We start from the raw sequence: 13,925 nt of genomic DNA on the forward strand, positions 1-13,925 counted from the left end.
AGAAGGTAATAGAAGAATATATACGAAATCAAATTCAAGATGATATAGTCGCAGAACAATTAAGTATGATGGAATACATTGATCCTTTTACAGGTGAAGAGGTAAAGAAAAAGAAAAGAAAGTAAGTAAGTTGAAGGCCTTTTAGGTCTGGCCAGTAGAAGTAGTACACGTGGGGAACCGTTCAGAAGCCCTTTAGGGTTTGGTCAGTAACAAAGGCTTTCAGCCGCAGAGAAAACCACCCGTTATCACGGGTGGTTTTTATTATTTACAAAATAAAAGTATTCAGCCAAGATAGATGTAGATATAAAAGAGGTGGGAATATATGTTCGAATTACATAATGTTAAGTACAAGGATATTCTCGATATAGAGAAAATGACGATCCCCGGGCAAAAGATTACTTGTTTAGTAGGTCAAAGCGGAGCAGGAAAAACGACTTTATTACGAATGCTTAATTTGATGATTTCACCCGATGAAGGTGAAATATATTTTCAAGAGAAAAATCTTAATGAAGAAGACGCCATCTCTCATCGGAGACGAGTTGTAATGGCACCACAGCAACCAACTATTTTTGAAGGAACCATTCGTGATAATCTCAATATTGGATTAGTATTTTCCGAGAATCAGCCAAAAGATGACCGTGAACTTAAAGAGGCGTTACGTATTGTGTCATTAAAGAAAGAGCTTGATGAAGAAGCGGGGACTCTATCTGGTGGAGAGAAGCAGCGACTTTCATTGGCGAGGGTATATTTAATGGAGCCAGAAGTATTTTTATTAGATGAACCAACCTCAGCGTTAGATGAAGAGACAGAGCATTTAGTTATGAAAAACTTTATTCAATCCGCAAAACAAAAAAATCAAACGGTTGTTCTAATCACTCACTCTCCTCAAATTGCGGATACATATTGTGAGAATAAAATCATCCTAAAGAGAAGGGAGGAGGGGATAGTATGACAAATGTAATTAAGGATATTGAGTTTTGGAGGTTAGCTGTAGGCTATGTATTTATACTTCTTTTAATAGGGTTTGTTAAATGGCGCGGATTGAAGCGGGAAATTCAAATCATGGTATCGACAGCGAGAATGACATTACAATTGATTTTAGTAGGGTATATACTTACCTATATTTTTGAGAATCCTAACCCGTTTCTTATCCTACTTATCGTTTTATTAATGCTATCTTTTGCTATATATAATACGTTTAAGCAAGTAGGGAGACCATTGAATAAGAAAATGAAGCAAATCATTGCGATTTCCATTACATCTGGATCGATTATCACACTAGCGTACTTTAATTTTGTTGTTATACATTTTGAACCATGGTACCAACCACAATACTTAATTCCAATCGCTGGAATGATTATTGGAAATTCAATGACTGGTATCACACTCGGTGTTAAACATTTAATTGATGGGGTTCAGAGAGAAAAGCAATTGATTGAAGGTGCGTTGATGCTTGGGGCAAAGCCAGAGGTAGCAACGAAATCAATCGTTAATTCGGCTTTTGAATCTGCAATTTTGCCGACAATAAATAATATGGTAGGTATGGGGATCGTTTTTCTTCCAGGAATGATGACAGGGCAAATATTAGCCGGAATCAGTCCATTGATAGCAGTGGAGTATCAAGTTGCTGTTTTATTAGGCATTTCAGGAAGTGTAGCATTAACAATGGTTATTTTTACCCAATTTGGGTATCGAACATTTTTTAATCAACGTAATCAATTTATAGGGTAGAAGTGGGGGGAGATTTAATGATAACGCAACTGCATATGTAGATTGCAATGAATGTAGTAGTAATAAAAGGTAACAAGAATTTATATTATAAAAGAAATTATATGATATCGCCGAAAATCATTGTTTTTTAATTGAAAATGGCCAGATAAATGAAATTAATTCCTTTAGGATTGTTTGTTACACAATTTGCTGAAACAATGAACTCTAATAAATTTCTCATGAAATATAGTCAAACGATTATAAACTAAGCATTTAATGAAAACGAACTATTAATTTTTAATTTTTTCTGTCTCAATCTCTTAAGTTAACTTTTGATATGAGACAGAAATTCATTATTTTTATTAACTTCCGAGAATATATATTATGTAAACTAGTATAAAAAATAGACCATAATTAATGGTCTTTCGGTATATCCATCTTATCAACGGCACTTCGTAGATCATCGTTTTTAATATGTGTATAGATCATCGTTGTCTGAATTGATGAATGACCTAGCTGTCGTCTCAGCTTTGGGACATCATTAATTTCTGCGTGATATCTCGTTGCAAATGAATGTCGTAATTTATGAACGGATAATGCAGGTTTTCCAAAGGCATTTGCATATTTTTCAATCATTTTTTCGATTGATCGTGCAGTTAAACGTCTTGATTTTCCTTTAGGACCCATTGGAGCTGCAACAAATAATGCTTTATTTGATTTTTCAACATGATAACGTTTTTCTCTAATCATTAAATACTGCTGTAGGTCATCCATAGCAATTTTACTAAAGAAAACATATTGCTCTTTATTACCTTTACGAATAACACGTGCAGAGTATTTGTTAAAATCAATATCATCTAAATCGAGGTTTACAACTTCAGATAAACGAAGTCCTGAGCCTAATATTAATGAGATGATCGCTGTATCGCGTTCCTGATTAAATGTATAAAAGTTTACCAACTTTTTATTGTCTTTTACAAGTTCACGATAATCATGGGCAACAAACCTGCGGAAATTCTCATATTCATCTCCTAATAAAATTTTACCTTCCATTTTATTTGCTAGTGTTTCCGTGCTTTGTTTGAGCTCATTAAATTCTATTTTAGCCATCACATTTCGCTGGATATAAGGCTTCAAATCTCTTGTTTCCGCAATGTTTTGCAAATAATTAAAAAGCGATTTTAAGGCTGAAAGCTTTCGATTTACAGTGACTTCTTTGTTATGATATTCATATTGAAGCGCATTTAAAAAGCCTTCAACTTGCTGTACTGTTAATGTTTCTAATTGCTGTAATGGTATGTCCTTTAGATTACCGTTAAATAGATGCTCAGATATAATCCATTGAAAAAAGATTTTATAATCATGACAATAGTTTAGTAATGATGCTGCTGAAAGCTTTCTTCGTTTATGGTCGATATATTCCGCAACATACCATGGTAAATCCTTAAGTAATATATTTAATTTTTTATGATGTAATTGTGATTGTTCATTCATAAAAATAACACCTCGAAATGTATTTTATCTAATGATTATTTTAATTCTTATAGTTTATTACGTCAAATTTATATTTTACGTAATAATGTAGATGGAGAGTTCTTAAGATTCATTATTGTTTATTGCGAATAAACCTTTCGAATTTTTCATAAATCATAACAACCTTATCCCCTTTCTTTCCCAATAAATGAAATTATTTAAATGATATTTATTTTTAATCTATTTAAATTAGTCTAATTCTCTTTTTAAATAGAAATGAGATTCCAATCGCTATTTTTATACATTTGTGTCTTACACGTTTTCTTTTGAAGAAACCTTCGTAGCTTATGCAAAAATTCTTTTATTTGATCTCCTGCAATTATTCATATAAGTAGTTTTGATTAATCAACTATTGTTCAATAACGGATAGTTGCATAATTTTTAATTTATGGAAAATAATAGTTACCATCAAACGATTCATTCCGTTTAACTACTATATATCATTTTTAGGAGACTATTGATGCCTAAGGAAAGAATAAGCTCACTCCAATTATTTTTTGTCATTGTTTGCTTTCAAATAGGAAATACCTTTATGTACAATATTGGTTCTGGTGCGAAGCAAGATGCATGGGTAGTTTTCCTCCTCTCTATGCTAGGTGGATTATTTTTAATGTACGTATATATAAAATTATGTGGATACTATCCTGGTGATTCATTAATAGAGTTGATTCCAAAAATTATTGGCAAATTCTTATCATATCCGATTATTTTAGCTTATATTATCTATTTCACTTATCTTGCTGCAAAGGCATGTCGCGATTTTGGAGAACTAATTTCTGCAACAATTTTAGATGAGACACCAATGGAGGTTGTCATTGGCAGCTTTATGATTTTAATGATTTATTGTTTACGTGGAGGTGTTGAAGTTTTTGGTCGTATGGGAGAGGTAGTGTTCCCTGTTTACATTATTGCGATAACGGTTGTTTGGATTTTATTATCAACTGTCGATCAATTTACACTAGAAAATCTCACCCCTGTTTTAGGTAATGGGATTAAGCCAGTACTAAATGAAGTATTTCCGACCGTATTAACCTTCCCGTTTGGTGAATCAGTTATTATTACGATGTTTTTCCCTTTTCTAGTTAAGGGGTCAAATCTGAAAAAAGTAGGATTTGCCGCTATTATGATGACTACCTTTTTATTAATTATGAATATTATCATGGTGATAAGTGTCTTAGGACCAGAAATATATCGGGATCAATTTTTCCCCCTCCTTTCTGCTACAAGAATGATCTCAATTGCTGATTTTTTAGAACGATTTGATGCCTTAATTATATTAATGATGGTTGCCGGCGTTTTTTTTAAGGTGGGAGGCTGGACATATGGGGCTGCATCTGGAATTGCGCAAGTGCTTAAGTTGAAACATAATCGTTCGATTCTTTTAGGTCTAGGCTCGGTTATAGCACCTTTATCCCTAATTATTTCTTCAAATCAGATTGAATATAATGAAATCGGTTTGGAGATTGTCCCTGTCTATTTTCATATTCCGCTCCAAATCATAATCCCACTTCTTTTATTAATCATAGCGATGATTCGTAACAAAATGAATAAAAAGAGGTCAAAATAAACGTATTTGACAGGAGCTAATTGAGGAGGACTTCTATTGCCGCTATTTAAAAGAAAAAAAACATTAACTAAAGGACCACATTATCAAAAAGAACATATTCATGAACATAGCGATATGGGAGATATTTCAACTAATCTTGAAGATACTCTAGATCAAATTAAACAGTTATTCAATGGCGCAGAAGATTTTTCTTTCCGTGAGTTTAAAATTCATAATTCTATCCCTGCTACAATTATATATTTAAATCAATTAGTGGATATGAAAAGGATGGAACATCATGTCATTAATCCGTTGTTAAATGAAAAAGATGGACTTCATCAAGAGAAGAATCCAACTTTGGATGATATTTTGGCAGACATCAGTGCCGCACAAATCGAAAAAGATACCTCCTATCAAAAAGTAATTGATTATATCCTTTCTGGTGGTACGGTTCTATTAATTAATGGCTATAATCAAGCATTGCTGATTGGTGAGCATAAATTTACCCAGCGTTCTATAGATGAACCTTTATCAGAAGCGGTTGTTTTAGGTCCGAGAGAAGGATTTAATGAAAATATTCGCACAAATATTAGCATGATTCGCAGGAGATTAAAAACGACTAAACTTAAGTTTGAAACTTTGAAGATTGGAAAATTATCTAAAACTGATGTAGCGGTTGTCTATTTAGAAAACATTGCACAAAAAACAATCGTTGATGAAGTAAGGAAGCGTTTAAATAGTATTGAACTCGATGCTGTTGAGGATAGTGGGTATATATTAGAATTTATTGAAGATGACCCTTATACGGTGTTTCCTCAAGCCTTACAAACGGAACGTCCTGATCGAGTTGTCGGGAACATCCTTGAAGGGAGAGTAGCGATTCTCGTTGATAATAGTCCCTTTGCATTAATTGTTCCTGTCACCTTTTTTCAAATGATGAATTCTCCTGAAGACTATTATGGAAGATTTGTGATGACATCCTTTATTAGAGGTATTCGCTATTTGTTTCTATTAATTGCGTTATTATTTCCTGCAATTTATATTGCTGTGACGACCTTTCACCAGGAATTATTACCAACAAATCTTTTATTTAGTGTTGCAGCATCAAGGGAGAAAGTCCCCTTCCCTGCCGTTGTTGAAGCATTATTAATGGAAATAACCTTTGAAGCTTTACGTGAAGCTGGGTTAAGGCTGCCAAGGCCAATCGGTTCTACAGTAAGTATTGTCGGTGCATTAGTAATCGGACAAGCAGCTGTTGAGGCTGGAATTGTTTCGGCTCCATTAGTTATTGTTGTTTCGACAACAGGAATTGCTTCATTTATGTTCCCTAGTTATGCATTTACAGGTGCAATTCGGCTTCTTCGCTTCGTGATGATTTTTTTAGCGGCTATATTAGGTTTTTATGGCATTTTGCTAGGAGTCTTCTTTATTTTAGTCCATCTTGTAAAGTTGCGTTCCTTTGGTGTTCCTTATTTAGCACCGATTGCACCTTTTAATTTAAACAATATTAAAGATATCTTTATTCGAGTTCCATGGTGGAAAATGAACGAACGTCCAGAACAAACAGGAAAACGAAATTTGAAGCGGTTTGGAGAGAAATAGATATATTTGTTTGGTTTAGGTTAGGATGGTGCTTATGAGGACAATTAAAGTCTTACTTTTATTTATTTTAACGATATTTCTTGGTGGTTGTTGGGATCGTGTTGAAGTGAATGATATTGCGATTGTGACGGCAATTGCAATAGATCTTGCTGAGGATGAAAGACTTCGCTTATCGCTTCAAGTAGCAATTCCTTCAAAATTAGGGCCAACTCAAAGTGGTGGAGAAAGTGGAAGTAGTACATTTATTATTTCTGAGACAGGTGCAAATGTATCAGAGGCTTATAATAATCTACAAGAAAAAATCGGGAGACAAGTATTTTTTTCCCAAAGCCGTGTGCTATTAATTGGCGAGGATTTAGCTCGAAAAGGTGTTAAAAATATCATTGACTTTCACACTAGGTACCATGAACCACGTATAAATAGCTTTATTATGATGACAAAGGGAGATGCCTTGAAAGTCTTAAAAGCAAGACCTGTATTAGAAAGTATCGCGTCTGAAGAATCAAAGGAATTAGCCAAATTAGGAAAAGGGATTACGATTTATGTAAGGGATTTCCTAGATATGCTACTGACAGAGGGACAGGAACCCATCGCACCTCATTATTCACTTGCACCACTCGGAGATAGCGATGAGGATAAAGGTCAAAAAATAGCTGGCTCTGCTGTGTTTAAAGGTGAAAAGCTTGTCGGTTGGTTAGATAGCTTTGAAACTAGAGCGATTTTATGGATTCGAAATACATTGCGTAAAGGGATTATTACACATCCTATCTCAAAGGAAGATGGAAATATTAGCGGTGAAATCATTAGAGCGGAGTCTAAAATTGTCCCTAGGAAAGAACATGGAGAATTAAAGATTGACGTAAATATTATTACAGAATTAAGAGTAATAGAAAATGATTCGCACTTAAATTTAAATGATCCAAAGGTAATTGAAGACTTGCAAAAACGAATGGAAACTGAGCTTGAAAATAGAGTCAGACAAGTAGTTGATAAGGTTCAAAAGGATTATCGTTCAGATATATTTGGATTTGGACAAACTGTATACAAAAAATATCCAAATGATTGGAATTCTATCTACAAAAAAAAATGGGACGAGATGTTTTCACAATTAGATGTTTCGATCAATGCTGAGGTTTATTTAAGAAGAGTGGGATTAAGAAAATAAAAATTTTTTGTTGTGAGGTTAAAAATGCTTAAATACATTATCATTTTTCTTACTTTTGCTTTCATCTTTGCTTGGGAAGTACCAAGACTAGTAAGGAACAAGGAGAAAAAAGAATTAGTCATTTTTTCATTTCTCACCTTAATTGGATTTGGGTTAAGTATTTTAGCCGTTTTCCGTGGGTTTATGTAATTAATTGATTCTTTAATCAAAAGGCTGTCTCAGAAAAGCTATTGAGTTTAGACAGCCTTAAACATTCATTTATAAATGTGAGTTGAATAATGCTTTAACAATCTCTACCTCATCAGAGCTTAATGGTTTGTTTCCATATCTAGCTTTACTATAGCTTTTTATTAAGGTATTTAACTCAGGTCTCTTGCTTTCGACACGCATAATGATATCGTTTAATGTTTCAGTTGATGTGTTGGATGGTTGAAATTGATAACCTTGAAGGATTTGGTTTTTAACAAGTTGCTTGTATGCATATCTCACCCTCTCATGATCGGATAGTTCCTCCCATTTTGGTTGCTGATAAAATCGATTACGAAATAATCCTTTTACTTTCTCTTTTACTTTTGATTGAAGCTTATTTAAATCAAGTAAACTTTCCTTTTCATCAATATACTCGAGGAATTCTGGTGGAAATGGTTCACTTAAATTAAGAAATTTACTAATTTGTTTCATTAGCCACTTATAAATGGTTCTTATAATATGGCCTATCCTTCTTCCACCATATATTATTAAAGCGCTGATAAGTAGCGTTACGATTATATAAAAGGCTATGTACATGAGCTTTTCAAGGATAACTGCTAATGTCGAAGGTTCTCCAGCTTCTAAAACAGGAAAAGGTTGCTCATTAGCTTGGGGACGTTTTTGAATCGGTTCGCTCTCATGATTAAACAAAGAAAGAAATGAAAGAATCCCTGAGATAAATAATGAAATTGTTTTATAGAACAAAGATTTTACAATACCAAAGTTTGTTACTAACAAGATGATTCCAAACATAATTATGATGTAAACATAATTTTTTCTCTTAATCGTCTTAGATACTTTTGTTTTTTTACTTTTCGCTAGGGTGGAAGCTTTTAATGTACCACGATTTGATAGAAATAATGTAATGATGATGAAAAGTACCCCACTCCATGTGATGATATTTTGAAATGGATTAAGTGCTTCGAAGTAACGATAAATAAAATAAGCAAAAAAATACACTGGAAGACCAATGACCCATAATGTGAAATTGGTTAGTAAATCCTCAGATGATTTATCATAGTAGGCTTTACTGCGATATAAAACGAGTATATAGACTAGTGAAATAATAATGGTCGTAATGAAATGGTCACTAAATAGAAGCGAAGTGAGTACGCTTATCATAATCATAAGAACCATATAGATAAACCGTGTTTTAATTTTGTTATTAAATTGCATTGAAAATAAATACCCAATACTAAAGAATGTAGGTAAACTTGCTAGCCAGAACAAAAAATAATCCGTAACGGTGTAAATTCCCATGAGAACTAGTACCGGGAAAACTAGGATGAATTCAATTACTGCATAACTTCCCTTTTGCAAAATTCCATATGGATTATTTTTCATCTTTTTCACCTTCTATCTCTTCATCAACAACCATGATTTCCACTTTGTTTCCTTGTGTTTCAAGAATGCGAATTGATTCCTCCATGCTTTCCGTCATTATGAATGTAATGATAAGAATATCATTGTTCGTTCGATTATGTAGTTCCTCCTTTAATAAATGATTAAAACTAATGCTTTTATCCATGCAAAGCTTAGCCATCGTATCATATATAAAGGTTAATTGCTCTGTTCCATTTTTCGGTTCAATTCGAATCGGTTTTTTAATATTACTATCAAGATTTTCTCGAAATGGCTCGACCAAATAGGAATTACAGACAAAACCAGTTGGAATCCCTTTTGAAATACTGTAATGAGCAATAGAAGCTGCATAGGATATAGCCTTCTCGATAAGTTCCATATTTTGTATCGGCATCCAAATGTCCTCTGACTCGTCAAAATTCACATATATCATTAACTCATGATCTGCAGTCGTATCTCGCTTATTCACTTGTAAACTATTGGTACGTGCAGTTGCCTTCCAATTGACACTATTCATTGGGTCACCATAAGCGTATTTTTTAACACCTGCCATAATAAATGGATCATCTATAATCCACCTTCTAACGGAAATTTCACCAAGCCAGCTATGAGAAGGTAAAGGAATGTCATCAGTTGGGATAATTTCAGGGTAAACAATTACAGTAGCTACAGCATCGACATGATGAAAGGATTCCCCAAGACCAAGGACATCACCAATTGTCAAAGAAACAGATTTAAGCTCATAATATCCTCGTTTATTACAACGTACCCTATGCCTTCTTGTTATTTTTTGAAACGGTAAAAGACTAAATAAAGTTCGATGAAACTCTTCACTATGAATTTCAATTTCTTGATCCTGTTTCTTTAAAAATTGTAATTGCTTATCAATCTTTGATTCTAATCTAAGCCATGGAATTGGAAGTAATTTATGATTTGAAATTTGGTCAATCATTTCAATTTCTTCACCAGCAAACACTGCTTCTTTACTAAAGAACCGTTGATATTTGACCCTTGATAACCCCCATTTATTGAAAATAATGCTTTGAATTAATGCGATTAAACAAGTAATAATGATAAACCAGGAGATACTCATATTTACTAATGGACACCTTTCGTGAGAGCTTTTTCTGTTGGAACTGGCACAGAACTAATAATTTCGTCTAATATACTCTCAACTTTAGTAAATTTAGCTCTTATTACAGATTTCAAAAGTATCCGATGACCTAGAACTGGTTTCACCATTTCTTTCACATCATCTGGACTAACATAATCTCTTCCTTTTAATATCGCTAATACTTGAACTGCCTTTAATAAAGCTTGACTTCCACGAGGGCTTACACCTAATTCGACTGCGGAATGTGCTCTAGTCATTTCGACAATATTCATAATATATAAAAGAACATCATCACTGACATAAATACTAGAATATAAGTCTTGTGCAGCAAGTATTTCCTCTGTGCTTGCGATAGAATCGATATCTTCTAATGGATTCACATTCTTAAATCGTTTTAATATATGTAATCCTTCTTCTTTCGTTGGATACCCTAATTGAATCTTTAGTAAAAATCGATCGAGCTGAGCCTCAGGTAATGGGAAGGTTCCGTGGTTTTCTACTGGATTTTGTGTTGCGATGACCATGAAGGGGCGTCTTAATTGATATGTATGTCCATCTATTGTTGTTTGTCGTTCTTCCATACATTCAAGTAAGCTTGATTGTGTTCGAGGAGTTGCGCGATTTAATTCATCTGCAAGGACAATATTTGAAAAAATAGCGCCAGGTCTAAACTCAAATACCCCCTCCTTTTGATTATAAAAATTCATTCCTGTTATATCAGTTGGTAGCAAATCTGGTGTAAATTGAATTCGATTAAAGCTGCATGACAACGACTTTGCTAATGTTTTTGCTAGCAATGTCTTCCCTGTTCCTGGAACGTCCTCTAAAAGCACATGCCCTGATGAGAATAGTGCAATGAGTAAATGGTTGATTTGTTCATCTTTTCCGATGACAACTCTTTGAATCGTTTCTTTCATCTTTTCTGCAAGATAATGTATATCGGCTAAGTTCATTTCTTTATCCCCCTTTAAGTGAGAAGAACATTATAAATTTAAAATACTATTACCTTATTTTAACTATATTCCTATGTAATCGCTACCATTATAACGTGTATAAAAAGAATCGTATACATTTATTGTAATAAACTCAAGAATAAATAATAGTACTTTTTATTTGATAATAAACTGATAAGTGTCTGTTTGAATTTGAAGAAAATAATGTAAGCCTAATACCTAAGAGAAATTTCGGTTTATTGCTCTCTTTAATATAGCAATGAAAAAAAGAACAAAAAGCCTAAAATAGCAAAAAAACTACGATTCAAAAATATGCCTCGTAGTTTTTTATAAGTATGTATGGAGCCTAGCGGGATCGAACCGCTGACCTCCTGCGTGCAAAGCAGGCGCTCTCCCAGCTGAGCTAAGGCCCCAAAATATTTTAAACCGTGCACCTTACATTGATATGGATAGATAAGTGTTACTTTAGGAGCCGGCTCGATCAGGGCTACCCAGCGGCACACAGATTGTTCTACTTATGGCTGCTCCCTTCCAGGCCTGACCAGGTTCATAGACTTCTGTTGCGCGGACCCCAACTGTCATCACTGCTTTTCTAAAGGCAATCCTTACCTAAACCATACCGCTGAAAAGGAATTCAACCCCGCTAAGGCGGATTGCGGGTAAAAGGGCACCGCCAGCTCCCCATCTAGCACGGTATGTATGATGATGAGTAAATTATGTTTGTATTCCACTAATAGTACAATGTAAGTTTTGAATCCTTACCATCAACTATTACATTAATACTATATCATGAAAGCTTATTTGAATGATATGGTAATTTATGTAATGGGTATAATGCTAATCCTTTATGAGATTTTATGTTAACAATTACTTATAAAATACCTTATCTGCATTATATTTTGCATGTAATTTGTTAATCAAATATGTCTCATAAATTTCTCGTTCCATTGGATCTTCAACAATACTAACTTCAATTTTATGTATGTCTCCTCTATGGTCCTTTAAAGGTGAAACGTTATCCTCCAAATGTTTTTTCACTCGTTGTCTCAGTTTTCTAGCCTTACCGACAAATAATAATTCATCGTCCCGATTAAAAAATAAGATGATTCCACCTTTATCTCTAGGGATTTTATGAAGATCGATAAATCCTTGAATAGATGGTATAACGGGTTCATTTTCAGTTTGTTGCTGTTTTCTTTTAAAAATAGTGACGTCTGCTTGCGGTTTTTCAATTTTAATCATCGGAACACTTCCTTTTTGAGTATCCATAAAACTATATCTTTAATTTATATAATTTACAATGATTTTTATATTTATTTAAAAATCTTTAAAAAGCTTTTGTCGACAATTCATGGTAAGATTTACATATGGTTAACATTTCCTTTATATTTGTAGATTAAAATTAATAATAAAAAATAATTCCATAATAATACAATAATCGGTAAAATTGATTTGTTACTAGTTTTTTAAATCACTGCTATGAAGCATTAAAATGGACGTAAGTATAAAGAAAAAGTAGTTTTTCTCTGTGTGTTAGATTTAACCTATCTAAAAATAACAAGAATATTGTTTTATATAAAAATCTTTTAATAATCGAGTATTACAAGGAGATTAAGATGAATATATTCATTGGAGAGATTTCTGAAATTGTTCCAAAGGTGAATGCTTCCACATCGAATCAAATTGTTGACCAACTATTTACAGAGGATTCCAGTACACAAGGTATAGTTGTTACAGAAAATGAAATACCGATTGCTCTTATTACAAGAACGAGCTTCTATCAAAAACTCGGTACATTATACGGTTATAATCTTTACATGGGAAGAACAGTACGCTTATTAATGAATTCAAATATATTATGTGTTGATTATTACCAATCAATTACTGATGTAAGTGAACGAGCGATGAAGAGAAAAGAAGAGCAACTTTATGATTATATAATCGTTACGAAAGATGGATATTATCATGGAGTTGTTAGTATTCGTACACTTTTAATAACATTAGCAAAGGTTCAATCAAAAATAGCAACCTATATGAATCCACTTACTGGGCTACCGGGGAACCAAATTATAAATGAAAAATTACATGAAGCATTAAAGGAAACTGTGTTCTCTGTCCTATATATTGATTTAGATCATTTTAAGACATATAACGATATCTATGGATTTTCAAAAGGCGATCAAATGATTCAAGAAACTGCAGCACTTTTAAAGCATCATTTAAACGGTACTTCTGATTTTCTTGGTCATATCGGTGGGGATGATTTTCTTGCTATATTATATAACCATTCATATCAAAATGTTTGTGAACAGATCATTCAGGATTTTGATAAGCTGATTCGTCATTTCTATACAGAAGAGCATTTTTCACAAGGGTTTATTACAGCCGAAAACAGATTAGGTAAGGTAGAAAAAATTCCTCTTGTTGCGATATCCATTGCGGTTATTTCTCGGCAAAATAAACAGTACCGCTCAGTTGAGGAAATTGTAGCAAATGCCACAAAAATAAAGAAATATTGCAAGCGGGTTCAAAATAGCTGCTACATGGATGATTCCTTGTGCATAAGGCATTAATTAATAAATTCAAGCATTTAAAAGGTGTCGAGCGGGTGTTTTCAATACGTCGTAAAAGAACTTAATAAAGAAAAGCACCCACTATTTTATTTAGTTTCAGTATGATGAATAAAATATT

General features: G+C 33.3%; 12 protein-coding genes, 1 tRNA gene, 1 other RNA gene and 1 pseudogene. 8 read left to right on the forward strand and 7 right to left on the reverse strand.

Annotated elements, in window-relative coordinates; genetic code table 11:
- The 3 genes and pseudogenes from HU235_RS25145 to HU235_RS19080 form a co-directional block, all read left to right on the forward strand.
- Positions 1-125: pseudogene (locus HU235_RS25145) on the forward strand (IS200/IS605 family transposase); the annotation flags it as partial.
- A gap of 197 nt (positions 126-322) precedes the next feature.
- Entirely contained in the window at positions 323-952 is a 630-nt protein-coding gene (locus HU235_RS19075) for an ABC transporter ATP-binding protein (protein ID WP_174881242.1), read from the forward strand.
- Complete coding sequence (locus HU235_RS19080) at positions 949-1,731, forward strand: ABC transporter permease (protein WP_174881243.1); 783 nt, start codon at positions 949-951, stop codon at positions 1,729-1,731. The genes HU235_RS19075 and HU235_RS19080 overlap by 4 nt, the downstream gene beginning before the upstream one ends.
- A gap of 393 nt (positions 1,732-2,124) precedes the next feature.
- Here HU235_RS19080 and xerS read toward each other — a convergent pair whose 3' ends face one another.
- Positions 2,125-3,204 carry a tyrosine recombinase XerS gene (gene xerS / locus HU235_RS19085; protein ID WP_174881244.1) on the reverse strand — a complete coding sequence of 360 codons (1,080 nt, stop codon included), beginning with the start codon at positions 3,202-3,204 and terminating at the stop codon, positions 2,125-2,127.
- A 499-nt stretch (positions 3,205-3,703) separates the two neighbouring features.
- On the opposite strand from xerS, the gene HU235_RS19090 reads away from it, so the two are divergent.
- From HU235_RS19090 to HU235_RS19105, 4 genes are read left to right on the forward strand one after another with little or no spacing between them, the layout of a single operon-like run.
- A complete protein-coding gene (locus tag HU235_RS19090) occupies positions 3,704-4,810 on the forward strand; it encodes a GerAB/ArcD/ProY family transporter (RefSeq protein WP_174881245.1) in 1,107 nt (368 codons plus the stop codon).
- Between the two features lie 36 nt (positions 4,811-4,846).
- Positions 4,847-6,391 carry a spore germination protein gene (locus tag HU235_RS19095; RefSeq protein ID WP_095300900.1) on the forward strand — a complete coding sequence of 515 codons (1,545 nt, stop codon included), beginning with the start codon at positions 4,847-4,849 and terminating at the stop codon, positions 6,389-6,391.
- 34 nt (positions 6,392-6,425) lie between these two features.
- The gene (locus tag HU235_RS19100) at positions 6,426-7,556 is read left to right on the forward strand and encodes a Ger(x)C family spore germination protein (protein WP_170944368.1); all 1,131 of its coding nucleotides are present in this window, start codon (positions 6,426-6,428) and stop codon (positions 7,554-7,556) included.
- A 24-nt stretch (positions 7,557-7,580) separates the two neighbouring features.
- On the forward strand, positions 7,581-7,745 hold the full coding sequence (locus HU235_RS19105; protein ID WP_170944369.1) for a hypothetical protein: 165 nt from the start codon (positions 7,581-7,583) through the stop codon (positions 7,743-7,745).
- 69 nt (positions 7,746-7,814) lie between these two features.
- Here HU235_RS19105 and HU235_RS19110 read toward each other — a convergent pair whose 3' ends face one another.
- From HU235_RS19110 to HU235_RS19135, 6 genes are all read right to left on the reverse strand, one after another.
- Entirely contained in the window at positions 7,815-9,149 is a 1,335-nt protein-coding gene (locus HU235_RS19110) for a hypothetical protein (protein ID WP_174881246.1), read from the reverse strand.
- Complete coding sequence (locus HU235_RS19115) at positions 9,139-10,260, reverse strand: DUF58 domain-containing protein (protein WP_174881247.1); 1,122 nt, start codon at positions 10,258-10,260, stop codon at positions 9,139-9,141. Before HU235_RS19115 ends, HU235_RS19110 begins: the two co-directional genes overlap by 11 nt.
- 5 nt (positions 10,261-10,265) lie before the next feature.
- A complete protein-coding gene (locus tag HU235_RS19120) occupies positions 10,266-11,234 on the reverse strand; it encodes an AAA family ATPase (RefSeq protein ID WP_174881248.1) in 969 nt (322 codons plus the stop codon).
- A 340-nt stretch (positions 11,235-11,574) separates the two neighbouring features.
- Positions 11,575-11,647: transfer RNA gene (locus HU235_RS19125), tRNA-Ala, on the reverse strand.
- Between the two features lie 13 nt (positions 11,648-11,660).
- Positions 11,661-11,928: signal recognition particle sRNA large type (gene ffs / locus HU235_RS19130), an RNA gene on the reverse strand.
- Between the two features lie 173 nt (positions 11,929-12,101).
- On the reverse strand, positions 12,102-12,476 hold the full coding sequence (locus HU235_RS19135) for a nucleotide excision repair endonuclease (RefSeq protein ID WP_095300905.1): 375 nt from the start codon (positions 12,474-12,476) through the stop codon (positions 12,102-12,104).
- Between the two features lie 374 nt (positions 12,477-12,850).
- On the opposite strand from HU235_RS19135, the gene HU235_RS19140 reads away from it, so the two are divergent.
- Positions 12,851-13,807, forward strand: a complete 957-nt coding sequence (locus HU235_RS19140) for a GGDEF domain-containing protein (protein WP_095300906.1) — start codon at positions 12,851-12,853, stop codon at positions 13,805-13,807.
- Positions 13,808-13,925: the final 118 nt, after the last annotated feature.

Source organism: Metabacillus niabensis (genome assembly GCF_902829255.1).
Classification (GTDB): Bacteria; Bacillota; Bacilli; order Bacillales; family Bacillaceae; genus Metabacillus; species Metabacillus niabensis.